The organism is uncultured Limimaricola sp. (genome assembly GCF_964022235.1).
GTDB lineage: Bacteria > Pseudomonadota > Alphaproteobacteria > Rhodobacterales > Rhodobacteraceae > Limimaricola.
In genome coordinates this window covers 83,316-109,023 of sequence record NZ_CAXHZL010000003.1, presented here as the reverse complement: position 1 = coordinate 109,023, position 25,708 = coordinate 83,316, and the positions used below count along the sequence as shown (strand labels likewise).

Here is a 25,708-nt window from a genome sequence, read left to right as displayed (position 1 = left end):
GGTGCAAAGGCTATCCACGGCATCACATCAGGCGAATAACCTACTCGTTCTGCGGCCAAGGTGGCCTCATGGTTCACGTGTGACCGAAACAGCGTTGGGCCTCGGTGCTCTGCCTTGCCCCTCGGCGTGACGGATCTGGTCGACGAGGATCGCAGAATGTTCCGGTATGCCTTCATCGTTCAGCGAGTTGAGTGCCAAGCTAATGATTAGGGAACAGAAAGGATGATTTATTGGAGTTCGCGTCCTCCGACGGAAGTGCAAGCCGTCCGCATCCGAGTGGCAAGCCTAAGCGCAAGACCTCGGGAAATTAGTGGAGGCGGGTACCGGAATCGAACCGGTCTACACGGATTTGCAATCCGCTGCGTAACCTCTCCGCCAACCCGCCAGCCGCCGTTCCTATATAAATGTTCGAACTGAGCCGCAAGAGGGGGTGACAGCTTCCATGCGACTATGCGGTTCCGGGACTTTGGGGGAGTGAGGCCTCCGTTGTGGAAAGGGCAGGGTCAGCGCGGTTTGTCGTCCGATCTCATAGCGATTCCCTCACGAAGAGACGCAGGCTGGATGAAAGCGGGGAGAGGCGGCCGTCGGACACCAGCCGCTTCAGGCCGCAAGGGGAGGGGCATGCGTCATGCGTGGAAACAAACCGAAGAGGCAATTGTCTCCATGTTTTGCTGATGCATTCGGGTCCGCCGGCTCGGAGGTGCGGCATGGGCGCGGGTGTGGCCCGCAGGTCTCCTTGGGCGCGCAGAGTTGCCCCGGCGGCCTTGCGCAGTTGCCGCTCCGCCGGGGTTGTGGCATCAGGGCCATGGCGAAACTGAACGAAAGAGTCCGGTCCGTGGTTGATTATGCGACCCGCCGCGTCTTCATGGTCGACACTCAGGTGCGGCCCTCGGACGTGACGAAATTTCCGATCATCGACGCGATGCTCGGGGTTCCGCGAGAGACATATGTCCCTGCCGCGATGCGCGAAGCTGCGTATGTTGGCGAGAACCTTGCCCTCGGCGGCGATCGGGTGGTGCTTGAGCCGCGCACGCTGGCCAAGATGCTCGACGGTCTAGAGATCGACCCGCAGGATGCGGTGCTCGATCTGGGTTGCGGGCTTGGCTATTCGACGGCTCTGCTGGCGCGGCTGGCCGGTTTCGTGGCCGCCGTCGAGGACGATGAAGCGCGGGCAGCCGAAGCACAGGCGCTCCTGTCCGAGAATGGCGTCGACAACGCCGCCGTGATCTGTGGCGCGCTGCCCGACGGAGCACCCAAGAGCGGACCTTACGACGTGATCATCCTGCAAGGCGCCATCGAGCGTTTTCCTGATGCGCTGGCCGATCAGCTGCGCGAAGGCGGGCGGGTTGCGGCGATCTTTGCAGAAGGCGCGCTCGGCGTGGTTCGAATCGGTTACAAGATCGATGGGCGGATTTCGTGGCGGTTCGCCTTCAATGCCGGAGCCCCCCTTCTTAAGGGCTTCGAGTCGACACGGAACTTCGTGTTGTAAGCTTTCGGGCAACAAGAAAAAACAAGGCGGGGCGATATGCGGCGATTTTGGGGAAGCTTGATTCTGGGCGCCGGTCTTGCCGCCGCCCTCGCCGGCGCGACGCGGGCCGAGACGCTCGCGGACGCGCTGTCCTACGGCTACGAGCACAGCGGGCTGCTGGAGCAGAACCGGGCTCTGCTGCGCGCGGCCGACGAGAACGTCGCGCAGTCCTTGGCGACGCTGCGACCGATCATCAGTTGGTCGGCACAGTCGTCTTTCTCCACTAGCGGGCCGCTTCGCGACGCCGTCGGCGTCGACCCCTACGAAATCAGCAGTTCCGCGACGCTGTCGGCCTCTTTGCTGCTCTACGATGGAGGGCAAAGCCGATATGCTATCGATGCCCAGAAGGCCCTAGTGCTTTCGACCCGCGAGCAGTTGCGTCAGATCGAACAGGACCTGCTGAAGCGTGTCGTCACAGCCTACATGGAGGTCCAGCGGGCTGGTGCCTTCGTCGAACTTCGCCGCAACAACCTGCGCCTGATCACTTCAGAGCTGCGTGCCGCGCAGGACCGGTTCGAGGTGGGCGAAGTTACCCGCACGGATGTGTCGCTGGCCGAGGCCCGACTTGCCTCAGCGCGGAGCCTGCTGGCCTCCGAAGAGGGTAGCCTCGCCGATGCCCAGGCTGAATTTACCGCCGCCGTCGGCCGCAAGCCTGGCAGCCTCGCCGCCGCGCCCGACGCCCGCATACCCGGCACCCTTGCCGAAGCGCAGGCTCTCGCCCGGCGCAACCACCCGGCCTTGGTGGAGGCGCAGCACGCGATCACCGTGGCCGAGTTGAACATCCAGCGCGCCGACGCCTCTCGTCGTCCCGAGCTGACGCTGCAAGGCAGCGTTTCGATCGACGACGAATTCGATGACAGCGAGCAGATCGGCCTTTCGGTCGGTCAGCAGCTCTACACCGGTGGATCGCTTGCGAGCCAAGTGCGGCAGGCCAAGGCGCGGCGCGATGCCGCGCGGTCGGCACTGTTGCGGGTCAGCCGTGTGGTTGAGCAGGCTGTGGCCAATGCTTATACGCAGCTGACCGTCGCGCGTGCCAGCATCGAGGCCTCGGGCCGAGAGGTGCGGGCCGCGCAGGTGGCTTTCGACGGTTTGCGTGAAGAGGCCAAACTCGGCGCGCGCACCACGCTCGACGTGCTCAATGCCGAGCAGGATCTGCTCGACGCGCGCGCCTCGCTCGTGTCGGCCCAAATCGATGAGACGCTGGCTACCTATGTCATCTTGTCCGCGGTCGGGACTCTCGATGCGCAACAGCTTGGCTTGGCGGTGCAGGTTTACGACCCGGCCGCCTATTACAACCTCGTGCGCAACGCACCCTCGGGCACATCGGCTCAGGGTCGCGCGCTCGACCGTGTCCTCGAAGCCATCGGCCGTTAACTGGTGCCCGGCAGGTTTCTTGCCGGGTGCCGCGGCCTTCGCTAGACTTCACCCGAGGCAAGCAGGGTAGAACATGTCCGATCCCGTCAAGAGCGTCGAAATCGAGGATGTGCTGTCCTCCATCCGCAGGCTGCTTGCGGACGGCGACCCGCATGGAACGTCTGCCAAGTCCGGCCCGCGCCCGGTCGATCCGGCGCTGCAAGCCTCCGTGCCTCCGACGCGCGGACGTGCCGAGCGTCGCGCCGATGCGCCATTGGTGCTGACCCCGGCGCTGCGTGTCGCCGGCCGGCCCGAGCCGCAGGGCGTCACGGCGCCCACACCGTTTCCGGCAGGCCCTGGTCGTACCTTGGCCACCGAACCGGACGCATTGGACGACGATTTCCAAGCCCCGTCGCTCCCAACCGCGCGCAAGCCGCAGGATTCGGCTTTGCGTTCGCGGCTCGAAGCGACGATTGCCGAGCTCGAGGCCGCGATCACCCATCAGGTCGACGAGTGGGAGCCCGATGGAAGCGAACCGGCCCCGGTGATGGACTGGGCGCAGGCCCGTGCCGAGGATGCTCCGTTCCTCAGCCGTCGCCATGCTAATTCCCAACCGCAGGTTCCGACCGATCAGCGCCCGGCAGAGGTCGCGCCCGTGCCGGAAGCCGGTTTCCACGACGGGCTCTCCGACGAGACGGCATTCGATACGACACCCGCTTCCGATCAGGCCACGGCGTCGGTCGCGAGACCTTTCGAGCCCTCCCCAGAGGTCACCGCGTTGGTGGAAGAAGGCGCCGAAGCTTTCGAGCCTCAGCCGGTGGTGGGTGCACCCATAGCCGAGACGGCCGCGAATGCCGATGTCGAGCCGATCGCGCAAACCTCCGTAGAGACGCCACAGATCGACGAGGCTATGCTACGGGAATTGATCGTCGAAGTGCTGCGCGACGAGCTGCGCGGTCCGCTTGGCGACCGGATCACCAGCAACCTGCGCAAACTCGTGCGTCGCGAAATCTTCCGCGCCTTGGCGAGCGGCGAGGTCGACTGAGGCATCAGACCGGAGCCGCAAGCGCCAGAAGACGATCAATGTCGAGATGCTCTTCCAGATGTGCGGCCAACGTATCGAGCGTCGTATCCACGCCGTCGTCATAGGCCACGCGCCCGGTGCCGCCCAGTTCCGCGAGAATTTGCGCGCGAAACCGGTCGTCGGCGAACAGCCCGTGCAGATAGCAGCCGCGCACGCGTCCGTCTGCGCTCGCCGCGCCTTCGAGGCGACCGTCGATCTCGATCCAGGCATGGGCATGATCGGCCCCGCCTGTCTGCCCTATATGAATCTCGTAGCCTCTGAGCGGTGTGCCGTCATGGCACAGTCGCGCCTCGATGAGCCCGAGCCGCTTCTCAGCGTGCATCACCGTCTCGACGTCCAGCAGCCCCAGCCCCGCGACGGTCGTAGGCGGCCCTTCGATACCTTGCGGGTCGGATATGCTGCGGCCGAGCATCTGGTAACCACCGCAGATCCCCATGATCCGTCCGCCGCGCCGCAGATGCGCCGCAAGATCGATGTCCCAGCCTTCGGCGCGAAACGCGGCAAGGTCGGCGATGGTCGATTTGGTGCCGGGGATCAGCACCAGATCGGCGTCGCCGGGCAGGGGGCGACCCGGCTCGATCATGACCACACTGACGTCCGGCTCGGCCGAGAGGGGATCGAGATCGTCGAAATTGGCGATGCGGTTCAGGCGTGGCACTGCGATCTTGATCGGCCCACCGGGGCGCGAGGCGATCTCGGCCGCGTCCTCGGCGGGCAGCCGCCAAGCATCGGCAAAGTGTGGCACGATGCCCAGAGGGGCCCATCCGGTGCGCGCGGCGATGAAGGCCATGCCATCGGCAAAGAGGCTGGCGTCGCCGCGAAACTTGTTCACCGCAAAGCCTTGGATAAGCGCGGCATCCTCGGGTGCGAGCACGACATGGCTGCCGACCAGCTGTGCGATCACGCCGCCCCGGTCGATGTCGCCCAAGAGCACGACGGGCACGCCGGCGGCCTGCGCAAAACCCATGTTGGCGATGTCGCCCGCGCGCAGGTTCACCTCTGCCGGGCTGCCCGCCCCCTCGACGAGGATCAGGTCATGCCGCCCCGCGAGCCTGCGAAAGCTCTCGAGTACCCGCGGCATGAGTTGCGGCTTGAGCGCGGCATAGTCGCGGGCGCGCGCGGTGGTAAGGCGCTGGCCCTGTACCACGACCTGCGCACCGGTCTCGCTTTCGGGCTTGAGCAGCACCGGGTTCATGTCGATGAGAGGCGCGATCCCGGCAGCGCGGGCCTGCAGCGCCTGCGCGCGGCCGATTTCGCCGCCATCCACTGTCACTGCGGCGTTGTTGGACATGTTCTGCGGCTTGAATGGGGCCACCGAGAGGCCCCTGAGGCGGGCCGCGCGTGCCAGCCCCGCGACGATCATCGATTTGCCGACGTTCGAACCCGCGCCTTGGATCATGATCGCCCGTGTCATGCGCCCTCCGATTGCCCGGCTTCCCGGTCCGCCTCGACTGAGTTAGCTGTCTAGGCGCGGGAGCGCGGAAGGAAAAGTGCATGAACACACCGGCCCATCTCATCTTCGGCGCGGCGGCCTTCGGTCGGCCGGGCCGCGTTGGCGTCACGACAGCGGCGCTGGTGGGCGGGCTGGTGCCGGACCTGTCGCTCTATCTGATGGTGGCTTGGGCGCGCTGGGGGCAGGGGGCCGACACGCGCGAGATCTTCGGACAGCTTTATTTCTCGGACGCATGGATGGCGGTCTTCGCCGTCGACAACTCGATCCCGCTCTGGTCGCTGGCGCTGATCCTCGCGCTGTGGCTGCGACGACCGGTGCTCGTGGCCTTTCTTGCAGCCGGAGTGTTGCATCTGGGCTTCGACCTTCTGCTGCATGGGGAGGACGCGCGCCCGCAGCTCTGGCCCCTCACGGACTGGAGGTTCGCCTCACCACTGAGCTACTGGGACAAGTCGCGCTATGGCGGCATCATCGGTCCCGCCGAACTGGCCACCTCGGCGGTGCTCACGGGATGGATGCTCTGGCTGCACCGGGGCATCGGGCTGCGCGTGGTGCTGGTCGCGTTGATGCTTGCCGAAGCCGTGTCGGCGGGCGGCTGGCATTTCTGGATGTAGCGCCACTATTGCCATCGCAGACAAAGAAAAACGCGGTCTTTCTGTTGGGAAGACCGCGTTTTTTCAAGGCCGTAGCCACCGGTAGAGAGGGTGGCGGATCAGGCGGCGCGGGATTCGAGTTCCGCGGCGTGACGGCGCTCGCTCTCTTCGCGCGACAGCGCGACCGAGGTGCGCACGCCCTTGCCGACAAATTCCATCAGGCCCGAAACGACACGCTCATTGGGGTCGATCCCCGCACAGGACAGCACTTCGCGGCCATCGCGCGAACGGGCCCAGCGGGCGATCTGCTCGGGGCCATTGCCGTATTTCTTGTCGTCGGCGATCGCGTCATCCAGAGCGGCAAGGACGACGGCCGCGAAGAGCTTGCGGGCGCGGTTGCCCTGCTCGTTGTTGTAGGCGGTGCCGTCAACGAAATCCTTCATCATGCTTCCTTACGTTCTTTTTGCTCTTGTCGCCAATGCGTCCCGGTGACTAGCCCGTTTTTGCCATGATTCGGGCCGCCGTTTTCGGAATGGCAGCCATGACGTGAGTGCATGGCTCGTTACATGACAACCTTGCGGGGCTGGGTCAGCTTGCCTTGGGTCGACCCGCGAGATATAGGCGGGGGCCAATCTCGATCAACCCATCGCCTCAATTCCGTCACATGGACCGACATGCCCAAGATCAACGGTAACGAAATCCGCCCCGGCAACATTCTCGAGCACAATGGTGGCCTCTGGGCTGCCGTGAAGGTCGATCATGTGAAACCCGGCAAGGGCGGTGCCTTCGCACAGGTCGAGATGAAGAACCTGCGCAACGGCTCCAAGCTCAACGAGCGCTTCCGCTCCGCCGACAAGGTCGAGCGTGTGCGTCTCGATCAGAAGGACCAGCAGTTCCTGTTCGAAACCGACGGCATGCTGACCTTCATGGACAGCGAAACCTATGACCAGATCGCGCTGCCCGCAGAGCTTTTGGGTGAGCGTCGCCCGTTCCTGCAGGACGGCATGACGGTGCACATCGAATACTACGGTGAGGAGGCGCTCAACGTCACCCTGCCGCAGAAGGTGACTTGCAAGATCGTCGAGACCGAGCCGGTCGTGAAGGGCCAGACGGCGGCCAACAGCTTCAAGCCGGCGCTGCTCGACAACGGCATCCGCGTGATGGTGCCGCCCTTCGTCGGTCAGGACGAGGAAATCATCGTCAACACCGAGACCATGGAATATGCCGAGCGCGCCTGATCCGGTCGAGGCCCCCCGCGGGTCACACCGGCCTTGCGGCCGGGGCAAGGATCGCCAGACTGCGCCATGACGGGGCGGCTCCTCCGGGGCCGCCCTTTTCGTTTGGCGGGAGATGGGGCGATGATCGACAACGACGAGCTGACGACAATCCTGAGAGCCGCGGCCCGGGCCGAGATCCTGCCACGCTTTCGCACCCTTGGCGCTGCCGACATCGCCATCAAATCCAATCCCCACGACCTCGTCACCGAGGCCGACACTGCCGCTGAAGCCCGCATCACCGAGGCGCTGCGCGCGCGGCTGCCGGGCGCTCTGATCGTGGGCGAGGAGGCGGTGTCCGCCGATGTCACGCTGCTCGATGGCTTGGGCACGGCGGAGCTGTCGGCGATCATCGACCCCGTGGACGGCACATGGAACTTCGCGCGCGGTCTCGCCCTCTTCGGCATGATCCTCGCCCTCGGGGCGCGGGGCAGGGTCACGCATGGCATCCTCTACGACCCGCTGCTCGACGACCGGGTGGAGGCGCATGAGGACGGCCCTTGTGAGATGGTGGCGGCGGATGGCACCCGCCGCCGCCTTGCTACCTCGGCGATCGTCGATCCCGCGCTGATGACCGTCTACCTGCCACTGGCGCTGGTGGCCCCCGAAAAGCGCGCAGGTTTGGCTGCGACCTTTCCCGACTTCGGGCGGGTCGGCGGGCTGCGTTGTGCCTGCTACGAATACCGGCTGATCGCCCAAGGCCACGCCGAGGTCGCCCTCGCCGCCGTGCTGAACCCTTGGGACCATGCCGCCGGGGCGCTGGCGGTGAAGCGCGCGGGCGGCGTGGCGCGGATGCTGGACGGGGGCGACTATCACCTCGGGCTGGCGCGCGACGCGGGCTACTTGCTTACCGCCGCGAATGAGACCGCATGGGAGGCGGCGGCGGCGCGTCTCGGTCCGGCCTTGCTCTAGTCGATCAGGCGCACGCGGGCGTCACCGGCGCGCATTTCCTCTCCGGCACGGTCGAACCGGAGCCAGGCGATGGCGCGGTCGCCTGCCCGGCTGTGCAGCGTGCCAACCGGTTTGTCGCCCGTCATGATCGGCGCGCCCAGCTCGGCCTCGCCGGTCACCGCGACGCGGGCAAAACCCTTGCGCAGCTCGGTCTTGTGCTTCATCCGCGCCGTGACCTCCTGGCCAACGTAGCACCCCTTCTTGAAGTCGACGCCGCCCATCCGCTCGAAGTGCGCCTCGAGGATATAGGTCTCGGGACCGAGCTCTTGGCCCCATTCGGGGATCAGGTGTTCGACCCGGATCGCAGTCCAATCGCTGCCGTCGTCGCCCGCCTTCGCGCCATAGAGCCGCCAGCCCAGAGCCGTATGGCGCGGGTCGGGCAGCGCGCCCGCAGGCGCGGAGCCGGTGCCGCGCGAGACCTTGAGATCGGCCTCGGCCAACGCGACGTCGGCGCGCAGCTTGTACATCGACAATCTTTGAAAGAGCTGCGGCGCCACGTCCGAGGCCACGTCGACCAAGAGGCGGTCCGCTTCGCCCTTCACGAAGAAGTCGGCGATGAGCTTGCCCTGCGGCGTCAGCAGCGCGGCATAGGCGAGGCCGCCTCGTGCCCGCGCGATGTCGTTGGTGACGAGCCCCTGAAGGAACTCCTCGCGGTCGGTGCCGGTGACGGCGATGATGGTGCGATCCTGTGTCATGCGCCCTACATAGGCCCGCGCGCGTCCGGCGTCAGCCCGTCTCGGCGTCGCGAAACTGCAAGGCGTGCAGATCGGCATAGATGCCGCCTCGCGCCAGAAGTTCGGCATGGCTGCCCTGATCGACGACTTCGCCGTGATCCATCACCACGATGCTGTCGGCCCCCTGCACGGTCGAGAGACGGTGCGCGATCACCAACGTCGTGCGCCCCTCGCTGAGCCGCTCCAGCGCCTGCTGCACGACCGACTCGGATTTGGTGTCGAGTGCGCTCGTCGCTTCGTCTAGCAGCAGCACCGGGGTGTCGCGCAGCAGCGCACGCGCGATGGCCACGCGTTGGCGTTGCCCGCCCGAGAGGGCCGAGCCGCGCGGGCCGGCGGGGCTGTCGAGGCCATTGGACAGGCGCGGCAGGAAGTCCGAGACATGTGCCGCGTCGAGCACCTCACGCAGCCGCGTCTCGGAAACATCGGTGCGGCCCAGAAGTATGTTGTCGCGGATCGTCTCGTCGAACAGTAACGCGTCCTGCGTGACGACCGAGATCAGCCCGCGCAGATCCTCGAGCGCCAGCGCACGCGTGGGAACGCCGCCGATGCTGATCTCGCCCGACTGCGGGTCGACGAGACGTGCGAGCAGGTTGAACACCGTGCTCTTGCCCGCACCGGAGGCCCCGACAAGCGCCGTGGTGCGCCCGGCACGCGCGGTAAAGCTCGCGCCGCGCAACACCGGCAGATCGCCGTAGGCGAGACGCACGTCATCGAGACGGATCTCGGGCGCGCCGGTGGGGGCCGGGCGGGGTGCCGCGGGCGAAGTGAGCGAAGGCTGCGCGTCGAAGATCGCGCGCATCCGCTCGAGACTCGCCGCCGCCGTCTGCCATTGGCCCGAGATGTTGCCCAAGCGGCGCAATGGTTCGAAGGCGAGGCTCATGGCGGTGAAGAAGGCCATGAACTGGCCCACCGATTTGTCACCGGCTATGATTTCGGCGCCGCCGTAGAACAGCACACCCAGAAACCCGAGGCCGGTCATGATGTCGATCATCGAGGGGATCGCGGCCTGACCCGAAGATGCCCGGACCTCGGCGCGCACCCGCGCGTCGATCAGCCGGCCATAGCGCTCGGACTGGTAGCCCTCTAGCCCGTTGAGCTTGATCGGCGCGATGCCGTGGAACACCTCATCGAGCCGGGTCGACATGCGCGCCGCGATCTCGCGCGAGCTGCGCGAGCGGCGGCGGACGTATTTCTGCGCGATGAGCGACGGCAGCACGAGGATCGGGATGCCGACCAGAGCCACAAGCGTCCAGCGCCAGTCGACCGAGAGCGCCACCGTGAACAGCGCGACCACCGATGTCAGGTCGCGTCCGGCCCCGGTCACGAGGGCAGCCCAGACCTGGTTGATCGAGGCGACGTCACCCTGCACGCGTTCGATCAGATAGCCTGGCGGATGCGCCTGATGCCAACCGCCGTCGAGCCGCATGAGATGCGACAGCAGATCGGAGCGCAGCTCGGCAGCGCTGCGTTCACGGATCATCGTCATGATCACCCGCTGGGCAAGCGAGGTCACGGCGCGCACGAGGAAGATGCCCATCACGACGACGCCGACGACCCAGAGGGCCTCGGTCTTGCCGGCGACGAAGACCTCGTCGAACATCGGCTTCATCATCGAGGCAAAGAGGCCGAGAGAGCCGCCCTCGATCGCCATCAACACCATCGCCACGACCAGCCAGCGCCAGTGCTGGCGCAGGTAGTTGCGCCATAGCCACAAGAACAGACCCCGCCGATCGGGGCGGGGCGTGCCGGGGGAAGCGTCGGCGGGGGAGCGCAGGGCCGCAGTCATGTCGCGGTCCGCGTGGCGTCAAATCCGCGCTGCGCGATATCCGGGTCGTATTCGGTGGCGACCCACTCCTCGATGCCTATCGGGCCGCGCTGCAACCGCTCGGCATACATGTCGAGGATGTGATCGAGGACACCGGTGCGCGATCGGCGGAAGTGCAGGAAACGCGGGTGCAACTGTCGGCGCGCCTCGTCTAGCGAATGGCCCTCCGCCAGCAGATGCAGCGCCGAAGCGAACCCCGCGCGGTCGGCCCCGGATTTGCAGTGCATCACGACAGGACGCTCGGCCTCGCGCAAGAGCGCGAACAGCCGCAGAATCTGTTCTCGCGGGGCGGCGCGCCGGGCCGAAAGCTGGGTCGAAACCAACCGCAGCCCCAAGGCGCGGCAGCTCTCGGCTTCGAAGAGGTAACGCGGATGCGCGCCCTCACCGCGCAGGTTGATGACGGTGCGGATGCCGATCTTGGCCATCCGTTCGAACCGGCCATGCGTCGGTTGGTTCGAACGGAACACGCCGGGGGTCACGAGGTGGAAGTTGGTCCACCAGTAGCGCAGCAGCGCATGATCGAGGATCAGGTAGCTCGCCAGCGCGCGGCGGCGCCCCGCCGCGTCGTCGAGATCGTGCTGCCGCGTGCGGGTACGCCGTTCCCAGGCTCTCAGATCGTCGAGAAACTTCATCGTCCATCCCATCGCGTGCATCCGGCCTTGCATAAGCATCCCGGCCCCCCCTCGCAAGCAGGCGGAGCTTCGAGGGCGGGGTTTGACGGTGACCGTTTCGCGGCCTAGGGCAGAGGTGCAGACAGGAGGCACGGGCATGGAAGAGGAACGGGTCGAGGTGATCGACAGGGTACGGCTTTGGCCGAGCCATGCCGTGGTCGCCGGGCGGATATGCCGGGTGAAGTGGGGCGCCTGGGCGGTCTACCTGCCGGGGCCGCAGGTCAAGATCATGCATGCCGTGGCCGGGCTGCAGCACTGCATCTACCACAAGGCCCCAAAGCGCGAGGAAGTGCTGGGAGGCTTTGACACCCGTAGCAATGCCCCTGATTGGGCGCGCGCCTTCTCCACTCCGGTTTTGCGCCGGGTGGCCGAGAACTGGGTCATGTTCAAAAGGTTGCACGCAGCGGGGATCGGACCCGAACCCATGGGGCTCGTAGCGGTGCGCGACTATCGCAGCTTCTTTTCGCGCGGGCGCGGCGTCACGGCCGGGCTGCGGCTCGCCGATCTGACGAAGTATCCGGAGAAGGCTTCGACCACCGAAGCGCAGTTGCGCGACGCCGGCATCCTGCCCGATCGCAGCCGCGCCTCGCTGCGCGAGCAGATCCGCGGCTATGTCAGTGATCTCAATAACCTGCACGGCGCGATGCCCGAAGACGGCGAAGCCGAGGTGGCATCGGTCGAGGCGGCGCTGGCGCGGGCCCTGGGGCGCTGAAGGGGCGTTGACGACAGGCCCGGGCGGCGCGAGGCTGCGCGCCGAACAACCCCCTGCCCATTGCCTCCGAGGCCCCCGCATGACGCTTTCCCACGGCCGCCCCTATCTCGCCATTCCCGGCCCTTCGGTCATGCCCGACCGGGTGCTCGCGGCGATGCAACGACCCGCGCCCAACATCTACACCGGTGCGCTGCACGAGATGACCGCGACGCTGCTTCCCGACTTGCGCCGCATCGCGGGCACCGACCATCACGCCGCGATCTACATCGCCAACGGTCATGGCATGTGGGAGGCGGCGCTGCTGAACGTGCTCAAGCGCGGCGACAGGGTGCTGGCGCCGGTCTCGGGCCATTTCGGACAGGGTTGGGCCGCGACGGCGCGTGCGCTAGGGGCGCAGGTCGAGGTGATCGAGAGCGACGGGGCCGGGCCGGTAACGCCGGATCGGCTCGAGGCACGTCTGCGCGAGGACTCGCGCCACGAGATCCGCGCCGTCATTGCCTGCCACGTCGACACTGCCACCGGGGTGCGCGCCGAAATGGCCGAGTACCGCACCGCTCTGGGGGCCTGCGGCCATCCCGCGCTGCTGATGGCCGACTGCATCGCCTCGATGGGCTGCGACCGGTTCGAGATGGATGCGTGGGGCGTCGATGTCGCCATCACGGCAAGCCAGAAGGGTCTTATGACGCCCCCGGGGCTGGGCTTTGCCTTCTTCAATGAACGCGCCGCCGAGGCGCGAGAACGGGCCGACATGGTCACACCCTATTGGGATTGGACCCCGCGCGCCGCGCCCGAACTCTACTACCAGCATTTCGCGGGCACCGCGCCGACCCATCACCTCTATGCGCTGCGCGCAGCCCTCGATCTGATCGTCGAGGAGGGGGTCGAGAACGTCTGGCGACGCCACGCCGCCCTTGCCGCCGCGATTTGGGCGGCGGTGGAGGTTTGGGGACGCGAGGGCGAGATGCGGCTCGGGGTGCGCGAGGCGCAGGCCCGAAGCCATGCCGTGACCTCGATCCATCTGGGCGCGCCGGATGCTGACCGGCTGCGCGCGTGGTGCGAAACCCAGATGGGCGTGACACTGGGGATCGGGCTGGGGCGGACGCCGCCCGAGGGATGGTTCCGCATCGGCCATATGGGACACGTGAACGCGCATATGGTGCTGGGGGCGCTGGGGGTGATCGAGGCCGGGCTGTCGGCGCTGTCTATCCCGCATGCCGCGGGGGGCGTGGCGGCGGCGGCCAGATCGCTGGCAGCCGCCTGAGGCTTAGCTGTTGGAGGCGCGGTTCGACGTCTCGGACGGGGCCGGTGCATCAGTCTTGGCCTCGACGGCCTTCTGCGCGTCGGCCTTGGCTTCCATCGGCTTTGGCGTCTCTGCCTTGGGTGCTTCGGCCTTCGCGGCCTCCGGTTTCGGCGCGGGATCGTTCGTGCTGACCAACGTCGGCTTCGAGGGCGCGGGCTTCGGCGCCTCGGCAGGCTTGGCTTCCGTTGCTTTGGCTTCGGGCTTGGCGGCCTTGGCCTGAGCGGGTTCGGCAGCCGGCTTGGGGCTTTCGGCCTTTGCAGCCTCGACCTTCGCGGGGGCGTCCGCTTTCACGGAGGCTGCGGGCTTCGACGCAGTCTTGGCGGGCTTCGACGCAGTTTTGGCCTTGGCCGCCTTCGCGGGCTTGGCGGCGGCAGCGACGGGCTTGGCCGGGCTCGCCTTTGGCGCTTCGACTTTGGACGCTTGTTTGGCGGGCGCGTCGGAATTTGCGTCGATGAACTGCAGGACCAGCGGACGGATGTTCTTGCGCCAGCTCGAGCCTGCGAAGATGCCGTAATGCCCGGCGCCCGGCTCCAGATGCGCGGCCTTCTTGTCGTCGGGAAGACCGGTCAGCAGGTCGAGCGCCGCGAGGCACTGGCCCGGCGCCGAGATATCGTCCTTCTCGCCCTCGACGATCTTCACCGCGACCGAGGTGATCTTGCCCAGATCGAGCTTCCGGCCATCGACGGTGAAGGCGTTGCGCGCGATGTCGCGCGATTTGAACACCCGCTCGACGGTCGAGAGGTAGAATTCGGCCGTCATGTCCATCACGGCGAGATACTCGTCGTAGAACTGGTTGTGCTTGTCGTGATCGGACGACTTGCCATGCGCGGCGCGGAAGATCTGGTCGGTGAAGGCCTGTGCATGGGTCGAGGCGTTCATCGCGATGAAGGAAGCGAGCTGCAGCAGGCCAGGATAGACCTCGCGGCCCACGCCCTTGTACTTGAAGCCGACGCGCTGGATCATCGAATGCTCGAGTTGGCCCATCGTCACGCGGCTGCCGAAATCGGTGACGTCGGTGGCGGCGGCATCCGGGTCGACCGGCCCGCCGATCAGCGTCAGCGAGCGCGGCTGCGCCGAAGGGTCGTCCTCGGCCAGCATCGCGGTGGCCGCGAGCGTCAGCGGCACCGGCTGGCAGACGGCGATCACGTGCAGATCGGGCCCGAGGTGGCGCATGAACTCGGCCACGTATTTGGTGTAGTCCTCGACGTCGAATTTGCCCGCGCTCACGGGGATGTCGCGCGCGTTGTGCCAATCGGTGATGTGCACGTCGCAATCGGGCAACAGGCTGATCACCGTCTTGCGCAGAAGCGTCGCATAGTGGCCGGACATCGGCGCAACCAGAAGAACGCGCCGCTTAGGCGATTTTCTGCCGGGGGTCGTGAAGCGGATCAGATCGCCGAAAGGCATCTCCAGCTGCGTCTCGACCCGGACGATATGGTCCTTGCCGTCTGGGCCGGTGATCGAGGGGATGCCCCAGTCGGGCTTGGCCACCATACGTGCAAAGCTGCGCTCGGTCACGTCGCCCCAGGCGCGCAGGATCTGCATCGCCGGGTTGGCGGTCATCGCCATGGCCGGATGGTCCCCCATGGCGCGCGCGGTTGCCCCCAACCACTGGTTGGTGTTGCGCATGCTTTCCATAAGGTCGTAGGTGGGCATATACTTCATATGACTGCTCCAGGCAGGGGTCAGTGGTCCGCCGGGGCCATCCCCGCCTCGGCGGCACGCGGGGCGCAGGCCCGTCCCGGCAGGCCGCATGCTGCACCTGCAAACTAGGGCGTGGGAGGGCGTATGACAACTGACCATCAAGACAAGGCTACCGATGAGGCCACGAGCGGTGACGCTTTGGCCACGAAAGCCAAGGAACGGCTCGAAGCCAATCTTGCTCGGATCGAGGCGCTGACCCAGCGGCTCGTCGGGGCGATGGGGCAGGGGCGCAAGGTGCCTACCGCCTTGCAGGGGCCGAACCACGATCTCTACCTCAAGGCGGCGGGGACCTACTGGTCTGAAATGATGCGAGATCCTGCCAAGCTAATGGAGCATCAGCTCGGCTACTGGGGCAAAACGCTGCAGCATTACGTCGAGACGCAGCAGAAGATGGTGCAGGGGGCTGCAGCGCCCGGGTCGAGCGACGCGCCGGGCGACCGACGCTTTGCCAACCCGCTGTGGAACACGCATCCGTGGTTCGCCTTCATCAAACAGCAATACCTCACCAATGCCGAGGCCGTGCGCACGGCGATTGATTCGATCGAAGGTCTGGAGCCGCGCGAGAAGAAGCGTCTCGACTATTTCGCGACGCAGATCGTCGACATGTTCAGCCCGACCAACTTTCTCGCCACCAATCCGGATGCTCTGCAAAAGGCGCTCGAGACCGATGGGCAGAGCCTGATCGACGGCATGGAGAACCTCGTGCGCGATCTCGAGGCCAACGAGGGCAACCTCGTGGTCACGCTGGCCGATGGCGATGCGTTCCGCGTAGGTGAGAACCTCGCCACCACGCCGGGCGAGGTGGTGTTTCGCAACCACCTGTTCGAGCTGATCCAGTATACGCCCACGACCGAGGACGTGCATGAGACGCCGATCGTGTTGTTCCCGCCCTGGATCAACAAGTACTACATTCTGGATCTCAAGCCGCAGAACAGCCTGATCCGCCATGTCGTGGATCAGGGTTACACGCTCTTCGTGGTGAGCTGGATCAACCCCGACCCGAGCTATGCCGAGATTGGCATGACCGACTATGTCGAAGACGGCTATATCCAGGCCATCGAGACGGCCAAGGATATCTGCGGCGTCAAACAGGTCAACGCCGTGGGCTATTGCATTGCCGGGACGACGCTGGCGATGACGCTGTCGGTGCTGAAATCGCGCAAGGACAAGTCGGTCAACTCGGCCACCTTCTTCACCACGCTCACAGATTTCTCGGACCAGGGCGAGGTCGGCGTGTTTCTCGACAATGATTTCGTCGACGGGATCGAAGCCGAGGCCCGCGCGGCAGGGGTGCTCGACAAGTTCTACATGTCGCGCACGTTTTCCTTCCTGCGCGCGCGCGACCTGATCTATCAGCCCGCGATCCGCAGCTACATGATGGGCGAGGCACCGCCCGCCTTCGATCTGCTCTACTGGAACGGCGACGGTACAAACCTGCCGGCCCGCATGGCGGTCGAATACCTGCGCGGCCTGTGTCAGGAGGACCGCTTTGCCACCACCGGCTTCACCATCGCGGGTCACGAGGCGAAGATCGCCGAGGTGACGGTGCCGGTCTTTGCTGTGGGCTGCGAGAGCGATCACATCGCGGCGTGGGATTCGAGCTGGCGTGGCGTTCAGAAGATGGGGTCGAAGGACAAGACTTTCGTGCTCTCGGGCTCGGGCCACATCGCGGGCATCGTGAACCCACCCGCCAAGAAAAAATACGGCTACTGGACCAACGCCAAGCCCGCCAAGGACGCAGAGGCTTGGAAGGAGGCCGCGACCAAACACGAAGGCTCGTGGTGGCCGGCTTGGATCGAATGGCTGGAGCCGCGCTCGGGCGAGCTTGTGCCCGCGCGTCAGCCCGGCTCCAAGGCGCATCCCGCGCTGGGCCCAGCGCCGGGGCGCTATGTGACGGGGGGGCGACTCGCGGCCGAATAGGGGGCATCTTGCCCCTAGGGAAATTTTTTGCTGCACCGCAGAAATAAGTCTTGAAATGCTGCGGTGCAGCATGCATATTCAGCTCACGAGTTCGATAGAGCTGGGCCGCCGAGCTGCCGCACCAGCGACCAGAAAGGGACCTCAAATGGCCAACACTCAAGATTTCACCGCGATCTTCAAAGACATGATGGGCTCCTTCCCCGTCGACACCAAGAACATGGAAGAGACCTTCCGCAACCAGACCGCTCTCGCCGAGAAGCTGTCGGCCGCCAACCTCGAGGCCGCTCAGAAGTCGACCGAGCTGTCGGCCAAGTGGGCCCAGGACACCCTCGCCAAGTTCGGTGAAGTGACCCGTGCCAAGTCCGAGCCTGCCGACTACGCCAAGTCGATGAGCGATTTCGCCTCGGCCTCCGCCGAAGCCGCCTCCGAGCACATGGCCGCCTTCGCCGAAATCGCCAAGAAGCTGCAGACCGAGACCCTCGAGCTGATGCTCTCGGCTGGCAAGGACATGAGCGACGACATGACCGCCGCCGCCAAGAAGGCCGGCGCCGACGCGCAGGCCGCGACCCGCAAAGCTTCGGCACAGACCGCTCAGACGGCCTCCAAGTAAGCCGCACTGCGGCGATCCTCCCTCGCCGTATGGGCGGGCTGCCACGCGCAGCCCGCCCTTTCTTTTTGGGAAACATCGCCCTAGGCTTTGCTGCAGCGCATCATGCCTTGGGGGGACCGAGATGGCCGAGACCACAAAACCGCTTTTGATCAAGCGCTATGCCAGCCGCAGGCTCTACAACACCGAGACCAGCGACTACGTCACACTCGAGGACATCGCAGGCTTCATCCGCACGGGCCGCGAGGTGCAGATCGTCGATCTGAAATCGGGCGACGACCTGACGCGGCAGTATTTGTTGCAGATCATCGCCGAGCACGAGAGCCGGGGCGAGAGTGTTCTGCCGGTGGACGTGCTCACCGATCTGGTGCGCAGCTATACCAGCCAGGCCAGCTCAGTGGTCCCGCAGTTCCTCGCCGCCTCGTTCGAGATGCTGCGCGATGGGCAATCCAAGCTGATGGAGAACATGACCAAGGTTTCGCCCATGGGGCAAATGCCGGGCTTCGACGCAATGCGTGCACAGCAACAGGCCTTCTTCAAGGCGATGACCGGCGGCGTCATGGGATCGACCGGCCCGGGGCAGGATGGCAGCAACGACAATCTCGAAGATATCAAGAAGCAGCTTGCCGAGCTTCAGTCCAAGCTGGCCCGCATGGGTAAGTAAACCGCGACGGGCCCATGCCAATGGGATGACGGAGGCCGAGATCATTCCCCCGGCGTCGGCCCAGGCGTGGTCATAGGGCAAAAAAAAGGGGGGCAAAGTGCCCTCCTCTTTGCTTCACTCTGGCAGCGTCGGCAGAAACCTTGTTCAGGGCCGTCTCCGGCTTGGAGAACCATCCGTGCTTCGCGAGGATGAAGGGCCCGCAGAGCACAATCGATTGTCCCTGCGGGCGGCATAACAGCCCTCGATCGGTGCAAGCTTTGGCGACCAGCTCACTAGCCGATAGACGCCCATGAAGGGCGTTTTCGTAACCATCAAAAATAGCGACTTTCGAGCGACGCTAGGACGGGGGCGGCCACGACAAAGGGCCGGTGTTTCCACCGGCCCCCGAAGGCGTATCCCGCTCGCTTCGCTTATTCGCGATTGCCGAAGATTTGCAGCAGGAACATGAACATGTTGATGAAGTCGAGGTAGAGCTGCAGCGCACCCATGATGGCGGCCTTGCCCAGCCACTCGCTGTCGCCATGGCTGGCGTGGCTCAGGTAGATCGTCTTGATGTTCTGCGTGTCGTAGGCCGTCAGGCCCGCGAAGATCAGGACGCCCAGCACCGAGATCGCGAAAGCCACCGCCGAGGAGGCGAGGAAGATGTTCACGATCGAGGCGACGATCAGGCCGATCACGCCCATGATAAGGAAGGTGCCGAAGCCCGACAGGTCCTTCTTGGTGGTGTAGCCGTAGAGCGACAGACCCGCGAAAGCGATCGCGGTGATCAGGAAGACCTGAATGATCGACACGCCGGTGAAGACGAGGAAGATCGAGCTGAGCGACAGGCCCATGACAGCCGCAAAGGCGTAGAACACGACCTGCGCGGTCGCTGCGGACATGCGGTTCATGCCGGCGGAGAAGCCGAAGACGAACAGGAGCGGCGCGAACATGATCAGCCAGCGCAGGGGCGAAGTATAAATCGCGGCACCAAAGCTGGTGAGGTACTTGCCGGTGCCGATCTGTGCCGCGGCCATGCCGGGATCTGTCGTCACGGCGAGACCCGAAATGGCCCATGCCGCGGCGGCGGTGATCAGCATGCCCACGGACATCGTGCCGTAGACCTTGTTCATGTGGGCGCGAAGCCCCGCATCGATCCGAGCGGTACGGGCCCCGGCCGTCGCGTGGATCGTGTTGTAGTCAGCCATCGAGACCTCCGTTGGAATACAAGTCTTGCTGACGATATTGGCGATCAGGGGCGAATATTCAAGATCAGGTGCCCAGGCTGCCGACGGGTTTCGACCCAGATGCTCATTCGTCGCAGCGATGCCGCAGGAATGACGGCAGATGGGACACGGCGGTGGGGTAAAACCGACGCTTACTCGTCGCTGAACTAGCTTTGGCCGCGCAGGGGCGGATGGGGTGCCGAACGACTGCTGCGGTCAATAGTTAAGGAAGTACAGATCACGTTCTGCTTTGGATGAGCGGGAGTGAAATTGATCACATACCCGCAAAGCGGGAGGGATCTGCCTTTGAAAACATCGGTTTGCACCACACTCCTGTCCTTCCGGACAGGTCTCCGTGACCCAATGCCCCGTTTCATGACCAAAAAGTCATGATGACCGATGCAACCGATGCGTGTCTATATGGGTATATAGAGGGGCACAATGTGTCTGCAACATATTTCACGTGCGTAGCGATATTCCTTGAACGATCGCCAATATTCGCAAAAGCAAAAGCAAAAGGGACGAGACATGAAGCACCCCGTTGACGTTCATGTCGGCAAGCGCATCCGTCACAGGCGGTGGATGAATGGCACGACACAGCAGCAACTGGCCGAAAAGGTCGGCATCAAGTTTCAGCAGATCCAGAAGTACGAGACCGGCATGAACCGTGTGTCGGCCTCGCGTCTGTGGGACATCGCGCATGCGCTCGGCGTGCCGGTTTCCTTCTTCTTCGAAGGCATGGACGCCGCCGAACCCGAAGCCCGCCCCGGCGACATGCCCGGAGACGTGATGGCCGATCGCGAGGCTCTGGAGCTTTTGCGGTCCTACTACGCGATCCCCGAACAGCAGCGCCGCCGTCTGTTCGATCTGGCCCGCGTGCTGAGCGACGCCGCCTGAAAGTCCCGGTTCGCGGACGGCCCTCCGGCTTGACCGGAGCGCCGTCCGCGCGCTACCGCCCCTGCCGGGGCGGGAGCTGACCGTCCGATCTGGATGGACATCTCATGACCGGCACGTTTCCCACCGATCTCTCGCGCGATCTCATCGCCACCGCCCACGCGCTGGCCGATGCCGCGCGGCCCGAGACCCTGCGCCACTTTCGACAGGCCATCGCCACCGATGACAAGACCGGTGACGGCGCCGGATTCGATCCCGTGACCGAGGCCGACCGCGCCGCCGAACGCGCGATGCGCGAGGTGCTGGCCCGTCGCCGCCCCCACGACGCGATCTTGGGCGAGGAATATGGCGAGACGCCCGGCACCAGCGGCCTGACATGGGTGCTCGATCCGATCGACGGCACACGCGCCTATATCTGCGGTGCGCCGACGTGGGGCGTGCTGATCTCGGTCCGCGATGCGGACGGCCCGGTGTTCGGCCTGATCGACCAGCCCTATGTCGACGAGCGCTTCGAAGGTGGCTTTGGTGTCGCACGCCTCACCGGTCCGCGCGGCGAAGCCCCGCTGCGCTGCCGCACCGCGCGTCCGCTTGCCGAGGCGACAGTGATGACAACTTTTCCGGAAGTGGGCACGCCCGAGGATCGCGCGGGCTTCGAGGCGGTGAGCCAAGCGGCGCGGCTCACCCGCTACGGCATGGATTGCTACGCCTATGCGCTCGTCGCTTTGGGTCAGGTCGATCTGGTGATCGAGGCGGGGCTCAACAGCTATGACATCTGCGCCCCCATCGCGGTGATCGAGGCCGCAGGCGGCGTCGTCACCGATTGGGAGGGCGGCCCCGCACATGAGGGCGGCCGCGTGCTCGCCGCCGCCAACCCCCAGATTCACGCCGAAGCGCTGGAGTTGCTGCGCGGGTAGGGCCAAAGGGCCTCAGCCCTTCATCTGCTGTCCCGCGACATAGGTCTTCGCGATGGCACGGTCATCTCCCATCATGATGGTCGGGAACAGCGCCTCCCAGATGTCCGAGGCCAGCGCCGAGCGCTGCGCAATGCCCGGCGTCGAGGCGAGGTCGAGCACGATCATGTCGGCCATGGCTCCGGGCGCAAGGCGACCGATCTCACCTTCCGCATGGAGTACCTTGGCCGAGCCTTCGGTGGCGAGCCACAAGAGCTGTGCCGGATGGACCGGGTTGCGCTTGAGCTGGCCGATCTCATAGGCCGCGCCCATCACCCGCAGCATCGAAAACGACGAGCCGCCGCCGGTGTCGGAGGCAAGTCCGATCCGCTGCCCCTCGGCCACCCTTGCGGCCATGTCGAACAGCCCGGAGCCGATGAAAGTGTTCGAGGTCGGGCAATGCACGAGGCCCGCCCCCGTTTCGCGCAGGCGGTCGGCCTCGCGTGGTTCAAGATGGATCGCGTGGCCATACAGCCCTCGTGCACCCAGAAGCCCGTGTTCTTCATAGGTGTCGAGGTAGTCGCGCGCCTGTGGGTAGAGCCCCTTGACCCATTCGATCTCGTCGACCTGCTCGGACAGGTGCGTCTGCATCAGGCAATCGGGATGTTCGGCCCAGAGCGTGCCCAGAGCCGAAAGCTGCTCCGGCGTCGAGGTGGGCGAAAAACGCGGGGTGATGACATAGGTGGCGCGGCCCGTCCCGTGCCAACGGGCAATCAGTGCCTTGCTGTCGTCATAGGCGCTTTGCGCGGTATCGCGCAGCCCCTCGGGGGCGTTGCGGTCCATGCAGGTCTTGCCCGCGAAACCTGCCATGCCGCGGGCCTCGGAGGCCTCGAAGAAGGCGTCGACGCTGCCGGGGTGGATCGTACAGAAACTGGTCAGCGTCGTGGTGCCATGCGCGAGCGCGAGATCGAGCGTGCGGCCCGCGATCTCGTCCGCATAGGCGCGGTCGGCGAATTTCATTTCCTCGGGGAAGGTGTAGCTGTTCAGCCAGTCGATCAGCCGCTTGCCCCAACTCGCGATCATCGCGGTCTGGGGGTAGTGCATATGCGCGTCGACGAAGCCGGGCAGGATCAGACCGTCGCCATGGTCGATCACCTTCGCATCGCCGCTCTGCGCGCGCAGGCTGTCGGCCTCGCCGGTGGCGATGACGCGGCCGCCCTCGACCAGCACCGCGCCGCGGCTCGAATGGGTGGCGGCGGCAGGACCTTCAACGAAGGGATCGCCGGTGAAGCTCAGGGTCTGACCCAGGTGCAATGTCTTTGTCATGCGGTGACGATAGGAGCGGCTGCGCGTGAGGTAAATCCAACCTGTGCCATGCGCCCCGGTTGCCGTCGCGCGAACATTCACTATGGTCCGCGCAAACATCGGGAGCCGCCATGACCGACCAGCTCGACCCCCAGGACGCACAGGACGACGAGGGCGATTTCGGCCTGCCGGCGCGGCTTTTCGACGAGGTGCTCGATGCGGTCGAGGCCGGCGACGCGGCGCGGCTCGATGCGATCTTCGACCCGCTGCACGCCGCCGACATCGCCGACCTTCTCGAACAGATCGACGCGCGCGACCGGCGCGCGCTTCTGGCGCTCTGGAAGGGCGGGATGGACGGCGAGATCCTCTCGGAACTCGACGACAACCTGCGCGAAGAAATCATCCAGAGTCTTGCGCCGACCGAGCTGGCCGAGGCGGTGCGCGAGCTGGAATCCGACGATGTGGTCGACCTCGTCGAATACCTCGACGAGGACCAGCAGGCCGCCGTGCTCGACGCTCTGGCTGCCAACGACCGGATCGCGGTCGAAAAGGCGCTGGCCTACCCAGAGGAATCCGCCGGCCGCCTGATGCAGGTCGAAGTGGTGCGCGCGCCTGAGCATTGGACCGTGGGCGAGGCGATCGACTTCCTGCGCCGCTCCGAGATGCTGCCTGACCAGTTCTACCACGTGATGCTCGTCGATCCGCGCATGAAGCCGGTCGGCTACGTGCAGATCGGGCGGCTTCTTTCCAAGTCGCGCGCCACGCCGCTGCGCGACATCACCGAGGAAAGCTTTCGCACGTTTCACGTGGAGGACGACGAAGGGGCGGTGGCCTATGCCTTCAACCAGTATCACCTGATCTCGGCTCCGGTGGTCGACGATGACGACCGGCTCGTGGGCGTGATCACGATAGACGATGCGATGAACGTGCTCGACGAGGAACACGAAGAGGACATCCTGCGCCTCGCTGGTGTCGGCGGCGAAAGCGAGCTGTCGGATTCGGTGCGCGAGACGACGCGGCAGCGGCTCCCGTGGCTCGCCGTGAACCTTGGCACCGCGATCATTGCCTCGCTCGTGATCTCGATTTTCGAGGAAACCATTGCAGGTCTCGTGGCCCTCGCGGTGCTGATGCCGATCGTGGCCTCGATGGGCGGCAACGCGGGTACCCAGTCGCTCACCGTCGCGGTGCGGGCGATCGCCACGCGCGACCTAACGACATCGAACGTCTGGCGCGTGATCCGGCGCGAGGTGATCGTCGGGCTGATCAATGGGCTCGCCTTCGCGGTGGTGATGGGCATCGTCGGGATCGTCTGGTTCGGCTCGCCGCTTCTGGGGGCGGTGATCGCGGTGTCGATGGTGATCAACCTCGTGGTTGCGGGGCTGTCGGGGGTGGTGGTGCCGGTGGTGCTCGACCGGTTTGGAGTCGACCCGGCGCTGGCTTCTGGCACCTTCGTGACGACCGTGACCGACGTGGTGGGCTTCTTCGCCTTCCTCGGCCTCGCTTCGGTGATCCTGCTGTGAGCGGGCACACGGGCCTCGCGGCGCGCAAGAGGGCGGCGCGCGAGGCGGCGTTCCTGCGCCGCGAGATGGCGCATCGAAGCGCGGGTTCGCAGGCCGAGCATCTGACACGCTGGATTGCCGAGCATCCTGGCCTGCCGGTGGCGGGCTACATGGCCATGCGCAGCGAGATCGACCCGGCTCCCGCGATGGCCAAGGCCTCCGAGACCGCCCGGGTCGGGGTGCCCGTGATCGAGGGGGCAGGGAGGCCGCTCAGGTTTCGCGAATGGACGCCAGGCTGCGAACTCGAAAAAGGACATTTCGGCGCGGACATCCCCGTCGCGGGCGACTGGATCGTGCCGCGCATCGTCATCCTGCCGCTGGTGGCCTTCGACCGACACGGACACCGGCTAGGCTATGGCGGTGGATTCTACGACCGCACCTTGGAGTTGCTGCGCGCCGCGGGGCCGGTTGTTGCCGTCGGTTTCGCCTTCGCCGCCCAGGAGACCGAGGAAATTCCGGTCGAGGAGACCGACCAGCCTCTGGACCTGATCATCACCGAATCCGGGATCATCGTCCCGTCCTGATTAAGCTCCGCGAACGGGTGTTCCGGGCCGCATGGCACCGCCGGATCGGGCGGTCCGCGCGGCGTCGCCACGTGACGGGGCCGGGCCGCGACGCTTCGCTTGCCCTTTGCAAAACACCGCCCTAACACCGACCGAATGAGAATATTGTTCCTTGGCGACGTGATGGGTCGCGGTGGCCGGCAGGCCGTGGCAGAGCGGCTTCCGGGCCTGCGGCGCGACTGGCGGCTCGATTTCGTGGTGGTCAATGGCGAGAACGCGACCGGCGGGCGCGGGCTCTCGGCGGAACATGCCAAGGGCATCCTTGAAGCGGGGGCCGACGTCATCACGCTGGGCGACCATGCCTTCGACCAGAAGGACATGATGCGCTTTTGCGAGAGCGAGCCGCGTATCATCCGCCCTCTCAACTACTCCAAATCCGCTCCCGGCACCGGCGCGCGGGTGTTCGAGGCGACGCGTGGCCGCAAGGTGCTGGTGGCGCAAGCGCTGGGGCAGGTTTTCATGAGCCGTCCCTACGACGATCCGTTCTCGGCGCTCGAACCGGTGCTGAAAGCGCATCCGCCGGGTGGAACGGTGGCCGCGTCGTTGATCGACATTCATTGCGAGGCGACGAGCGAGAAGATGGGCGTGGGGCACTTCTGCGACGGCCGTGCCTCGATCGTGGTGGGCACGCACACCCATGTGCCGACGGCGGATGCAACGATCCTGCCACGCGGCACCGCGTTCCAGTCGGATGCGGGCATGTGCGGCGATTACGACAGCGTCATCGGCATGGAAAAGGACGAGCCACTGCGGCGCTTCATCACCGGCATGCCGGGCGGACGCTTCACCCCAGCGATGCAGGACGTCACCCTGTCGGGTCTCTATGTCGAGACCGACGACCGGACCGGACTTGCGAGCCGGGTCGAAATGGTGCGTCAGGGCGGGCGTCTGTCGCAATGTGGCCCCGCATGAGGGGCCGGCC

General features: G+C 65.7%; 23 protein-coding genes, 1 tRNA gene and 1 pseudogene. 16 read left to right on the top strand and 9 right to left on the bottom strand.

Annotation, left to right across the window (positions count from 1 at the left end; translation table 11 throughout):
• Positions 1-311: 311 nt before the first annotated feature.
• A tRNA-Cys gene (locus AADJ02_RS05145) sits at positions 312-385 on the bottom strand.
• A gap of 450 nt (positions 386-835) precedes the next feature.
• On the opposite strand from AADJ02_RS05145, the gene AADJ02_RS05140 reads away from it, so the two are divergent.
• The 3 genes from AADJ02_RS05140 to AADJ02_RS05130 all read left to right on the top strand — a co-directional run bounded on the left by AADJ02_RS05140 (position 836) and on the right by AADJ02_RS05130 (position 3,926).
• On the top strand, positions 836-1,489 hold the full coding sequence (locus AADJ02_RS05140) for a protein-L-isoaspartate O-methyltransferase (RefSeq protein ID WP_341211925.1): 654 nt from the start codon (positions 836-838) through the stop codon (positions 1,487-1,489).
• A gap of 36 nt (positions 1,490-1,525) precedes the next feature.
• A complete protein-coding gene (locus AADJ02_RS05135; RefSeq protein ID WP_341211924.1) occupies positions 1,526-2,902 on the top strand; it encodes a TolC family outer membrane protein in 1,377 nt (458 codons plus the stop codon).
• Positions 2,903-2,975: 73 nt separating this feature from the next.
• Complete coding sequence (locus AADJ02_RS05130; RefSeq protein ID WP_341211923.1) at positions 2,976-3,926, top strand: hypothetical protein; 951 nt, start codon at positions 2,976-2,978, stop codon at positions 3,924-3,926.
• A 4-nt stretch (positions 3,927-3,930) separates the two neighbouring features.
• On the opposite strand, the gene AADJ02_RS05125 is transcribed toward AADJ02_RS05130, so the two are convergent.
• Positions 3,931-5,379 carry a cobyric acid synthase gene (locus tag AADJ02_RS05125; protein WP_341211922.1) on the bottom strand — a complete coding sequence of 483 codons (1,449 nt, stop codon included), beginning with the start codon at positions 5,377-5,379 and terminating at the stop codon, positions 3,931-3,933.
• A gap of 80 nt (positions 5,380-5,459) precedes the next feature.
• Here AADJ02_RS05125 and AADJ02_RS05120 point away from each other — a divergent pair, with 80 nt between their 5' ends.
• On the top strand, positions 5,460-6,029 hold the full coding sequence (locus AADJ02_RS05120) for a cobalamin biosynthesis protein CobQ (RefSeq protein WP_341211921.1): 570 nt from the start codon (positions 5,460-5,462) through the stop codon (positions 6,027-6,029).
• 98 nt (positions 6,030-6,127) lie between these two features.
• On the opposite strand, the gene AADJ02_RS05115 is transcribed toward AADJ02_RS05120, so the two are convergent.
• Positions 6,128-6,451 (bottom strand): DUF6280 family protein, encoded by a 324-nt coding sequence (locus AADJ02_RS05115; protein WP_341211920.1) that lies wholly within the window; start codon positions 6,449-6,451, stop codon positions 6,128-6,130.
• Between the two features lie 231 nt (positions 6,452-6,682).
• On the opposite strand from AADJ02_RS05115, the gene efp reads away from it, so the two are divergent.
• Both efp and AADJ02_RS05105 read left to right on the top strand, forming a co-directional pair.
• Positions 6,683-7,246 carry an elongation factor P gene (gene efp, locus AADJ02_RS05110; protein WP_341211919.1) on the top strand — a complete coding sequence of 188 codons (564 nt, stop codon included), beginning with the start codon at positions 6,683-6,685 and terminating at the stop codon, positions 7,244-7,246.
• Positions 7,247-7,366: 120 nt separating this feature from the next.
• Positions 7,367-8,194, top strand: coding sequence for an inositol monophosphatase (locus AADJ02_RS05105; RefSeq protein WP_341211918.1), 828 nt, complete (start codon positions 7,367-7,369; stop codon positions 8,192-8,194).
• On the opposite strand, the gene AADJ02_RS05100 is transcribed toward AADJ02_RS05105, so the two are convergent.
• The 3 genes from AADJ02_RS05100 to AADJ02_RS05090 are packed head-to-tail and all read right to left on the bottom strand — an operon-like array spanning position 8,191 to position 11,424.
• Positions 8,191-8,928, bottom strand: a complete 738-nt coding sequence (locus AADJ02_RS05100) for a folate-binding protein (protein WP_341211917.1) — start codon at positions 8,926-8,928, stop codon at positions 8,191-8,193. The genes AADJ02_RS05105 and AADJ02_RS05100 overlap by 4 nt on opposite strands.
• Positions 8,929-8,959: 31 nt before the next feature.
• A complete protein-coding gene (locus AADJ02_RS05095; RefSeq protein ID WP_341211916.1) occupies positions 8,960-10,753 on the bottom strand; it encodes an ABC transporter ATP-binding protein in 1,794 nt (597 codons plus the stop codon).
• Positions 10,750-11,424 carry a tyrosine-protein phosphatase gene (locus tag AADJ02_RS05090; protein WP_341211915.1) on the bottom strand — a complete coding sequence of 225 codons (675 nt, stop codon included), beginning with the start codon at positions 11,422-11,424 and terminating at the stop codon, positions 10,750-10,752. The genes AADJ02_RS05095 and AADJ02_RS05090 overlap by 4 nt, the downstream gene beginning before the upstream one ends.
• 136 nt (positions 11,425-11,560) lie before the next feature.
• On the opposite strand from AADJ02_RS05090, the gene AADJ02_RS05085 reads away from it, so the two are divergent.
• Positions 11,561-12,175, top strand: a complete 615-nt coding sequence (locus AADJ02_RS05085) for a hypothetical protein (protein WP_341211914.1) — start codon at positions 11,561-11,563, stop codon at positions 12,173-12,175.
• A gap of 79 nt (positions 12,176-12,254) precedes the next feature.
• Positions 12,255-13,436 carry an aminotransferase class V-fold PLP-dependent enzyme gene (locus AADJ02_RS05080; RefSeq protein WP_341211913.1) on the top strand — a complete coding sequence of 394 codons (1,182 nt, stop codon included), beginning with the start codon at positions 12,255-12,257 and terminating at the stop codon, positions 13,434-13,436.
• 468 nt (positions 13,437-13,904) lie between these two features.
• Here AADJ02_RS05080 and phaZ read toward each other — a convergent pair.
• Positions 13,905-15,140, bottom strand: a pseudogene (gene phaZ, locus AADJ02_RS05075) (polyhydroxyalkanoate depolymerase); the annotation flags it as partial.
• 123 nt (positions 15,141-15,263) lie between these two features.
• Between phaZ and phaC the strand changes: the two are divergent.
• The 3 genes from phaC to phaR all read left to right on the top strand — a co-directional run bounded on the left by phaC (position 15,264) and on the right by phaR (position 18,370).
• Complete coding sequence (gene phaC / locus AADJ02_RS05070; protein ID WP_341211912.1) at positions 15,264-17,099, top strand: class I poly(R)-hydroxyalkanoic acid synthase; 1,836 nt, start codon at positions 15,264-15,266, stop codon at positions 17,097-17,099.
• A gap of 145 nt (positions 17,100-17,244) precedes the next feature.
• A complete protein-coding gene (locus AADJ02_RS05065) occupies positions 17,245-17,709 on the top strand; it encodes a phasin family protein (protein WP_341211911.1) in 465 nt (154 codons plus the stop codon).
• A 121-nt stretch (positions 17,710-17,830) separates the two neighbouring features.
• Complete coding sequence (gene phaR / locus AADJ02_RS05060; RefSeq protein ID WP_341211910.1) at positions 17,831-18,370, top strand: polyhydroxyalkanoate synthesis repressor PhaR; 540 nt, start codon at positions 17,831-17,833, stop codon at positions 18,368-18,370.
• Between the two features lie 410 nt (positions 18,371-18,780).
• Here phaR and AADJ02_RS05055 read toward each other — a convergent pair whose 3' ends face one another.
• Positions 18,781-19,557 (bottom strand): Bax inhibitor-1/YccA family protein, encoded by a 777-nt coding sequence (locus tag AADJ02_RS05055; protein ID WP_341211909.1) that lies wholly within the window; start codon positions 19,555-19,557, stop codon positions 18,781-18,783.
• A gap of 546 nt (positions 19,558-20,103) precedes the next feature.
• Between AADJ02_RS05055 and AADJ02_RS05050 the strand changes: the two genes are divergently transcribed.
• Together AADJ02_RS05050 and hisN are read left to right on the top strand one after the other, a co-directional pair.
• Positions 20,104-20,472 (top strand): helix-turn-helix domain-containing protein, encoded by a 369-nt coding sequence (locus AADJ02_RS05050; protein ID WP_085894704.1) that lies wholly within the window; start codon positions 20,104-20,106, stop codon positions 20,470-20,472.
• A gap of 104 nt (positions 20,473-20,576) precedes the next feature.
• Complete coding sequence (gene hisN / locus AADJ02_RS05045; RefSeq protein WP_341211908.1) at positions 20,577-21,383, top strand: histidinol-phosphatase; 807 nt, start codon at positions 20,577-20,579, stop codon at positions 21,381-21,383.
• Between the two features lie 12 nt (positions 21,384-21,395).
• On the opposite strand, the gene guaD is transcribed toward hisN, so the two are convergent.
• A complete protein-coding gene (guaD, locus tag AADJ02_RS05040; protein WP_341211907.1) occupies positions 21,396-22,685 on the bottom strand; it encodes a guanine deaminase in 1,290 nt (429 codons plus the stop codon).
• 110 nt (positions 22,686-22,795) lie between these two features.
• On the opposite strand from guaD, the gene mgtE reads away from it, so the two are divergent.
• The 3 genes from mgtE to AADJ02_RS05025 all read left to right on the top strand — a co-directional run bounded on the left by mgtE (position 22,796) and on the right by AADJ02_RS05025 (position 25,698).
• Positions 22,796-24,184, top strand: a complete 1,389-nt coding sequence (mgtE, locus tag AADJ02_RS05035) for a magnesium transporter (RefSeq protein WP_341211906.1) — start codon at positions 22,796-22,798, stop codon at positions 24,182-24,184.
• Positions 24,181-24,747, top strand: a complete 567-nt coding sequence (locus tag AADJ02_RS05030; protein ID WP_341211905.1) for a 5-formyltetrahydrofolate cyclo-ligase — start codon at positions 24,181-24,183, stop codon at positions 24,745-24,747. Before mgtE ends, AADJ02_RS05030 begins: the two co-directional genes overlap by 4 nt.
• A 135-nt stretch (positions 24,748-24,882) precedes the next feature.
• The gene (locus AADJ02_RS05025; RefSeq protein WP_341211904.1) at positions 24,883-25,698 is read left to right on the top strand and encodes a TIGR00282 family metallophosphoesterase; all 816 of its coding nucleotides are present in this window, start codon (positions 24,883-24,885) and stop codon (positions 25,696-25,698) included.
• Positions 25,699-25,708 lie beyond the last annotated feature (10 nt).

Excerpts from the sequence above, each read along its gene's own strand:
- mgtE (WP_341211906.1), top strand. The coding sequence starts at position 22,796 with ATGACCGACCAGCTCGACCCCCAGGACGCACAGGACGACGAGGGCGAT.
- AADJ02_RS05135 (WP_341211924.1), top strand. The coding sequence starts at position 1,526 with ATGCGGCGATTTTGGGGAAGCTTGATTCTGGGCGCCGGTCTTGCCGCC.
- phaR (WP_341211910.1), top strand. The coding sequence starts at position 17,831 with ATGGCCGAGACCACAAAACCGCTTTTGATCAAGCGCTATGCCAGCCGC.
- AADJ02_RS05125 (WP_341211922.1), bottom strand. The coding sequence starts at position 5,379 with ATGACACGGGCGATCATGATCCAAGGCGCGGGTTCGAACGTCGGCAAA.
- AADJ02_RS05130 (WP_341211923.1), top strand. The coding sequence starts at position 2,976 with ATGTCCGATCCCGTCAAGAGCGTCGAAATCGAGGATGTGCTGTCCTCC.
- AADJ02_RS05025 (WP_341211904.1), top strand. The coding sequence starts at position 24,883 with ATGAGAATATTGTTCCTTGGCGACGTGATGGGTCGCGGTGGCCGGCAG.
- hisN (WP_341211908.1), top strand. The coding sequence starts at position 20,577 with ATGACCGGCACGTTTCCCACCGATCTCTCGCGCGATCTCATCGCCACC.
- AADJ02_RS05050 (WP_085894704.1), top strand. The coding sequence starts at position 20,104 with ATGAAGCACCCCGTTGACGTTCATGTCGGCAAGCGCATCCGTCACAGG.
- guaD (WP_341211907.1), bottom strand. The coding sequence starts at position 22,685 with ATGACAAAGACATTGCACCTGGGTCAGACCCTGAGCTTCACCGGCGAT.
- AADJ02_RS05055 (WP_341211909.1), bottom strand. The coding sequence starts at position 19,557 with ATGGCTGACTACAACACGATCCACGCGACGGCCGGGGCCCGTACCGCT.
- AADJ02_RS05090 (WP_341211915.1), bottom strand. The coding sequence starts at position 11,424 with ATGAAGTTTCTCGACGATCTGAGAGCCTGGGAACGGCGTACCCGCACG.
- AADJ02_RS05120 (WP_341211921.1), top strand. The coding sequence starts at position 5,460 with ATGAACACACCGGCCCATCTCATCTTCGGCGCGGCGGCCTTCGGTCGG.
- AADJ02_RS05095 (WP_341211916.1), bottom strand. The coding sequence starts at position 10,753 with ATGACTGCGGCCCTGCGCTCCCCCGCCGACGCTTCCCCCGGCACGCCC.
- AADJ02_RS05080 (WP_341211913.1), top strand. The coding sequence starts at position 12,255 with ATGACGCTTTCCCACGGCCGCCCCTATCTCGCCATTCCCGGCCCTTCG.
- AADJ02_RS05085 (WP_341211914.1), top strand. The coding sequence starts at position 11,561 with ATGGAAGAGGAACGGGTCGAGGTGATCGACAGGGTACGGCTTTGGCCG.
- AADJ02_RS05115 (WP_341211920.1), bottom strand. The coding sequence starts at position 6,451 with ATGAAGGATTTCGTTGACGGCACCGCCTACAACAACGAGCAGGGCAAC.
- AADJ02_RS05065 (WP_341211911.1), top strand. The coding sequence starts at position 17,245 with ATGGCCAACACTCAAGATTTCACCGCGATCTTCAAAGACATGATGGGC.
- AADJ02_RS05105 (WP_341211918.1), top strand. The coding sequence starts at position 7,367 with ATGATCGACAACGACGAGCTGACGACAATCCTGAGAGCCGCGGCCCGG.
- phaC (WP_341211912.1), top strand. The coding sequence starts at position 15,264 with ATGACAACTGACCATCAAGACAAGGCTACCGATGAGGCCACGAGCGGT.
- AADJ02_RS05100 (WP_341211917.1), bottom strand. The coding sequence starts at position 8,928 with ATGACACAGGATCGCACCATCATCGCCGTCACCGGCACCGACCGCGAG.
- efp (WP_341211919.1), top strand. The coding sequence starts at position 6,683 with ATGCCCAAGATCAACGGTAACGAAATCCGCCCCGGCAACATTCTCGAG.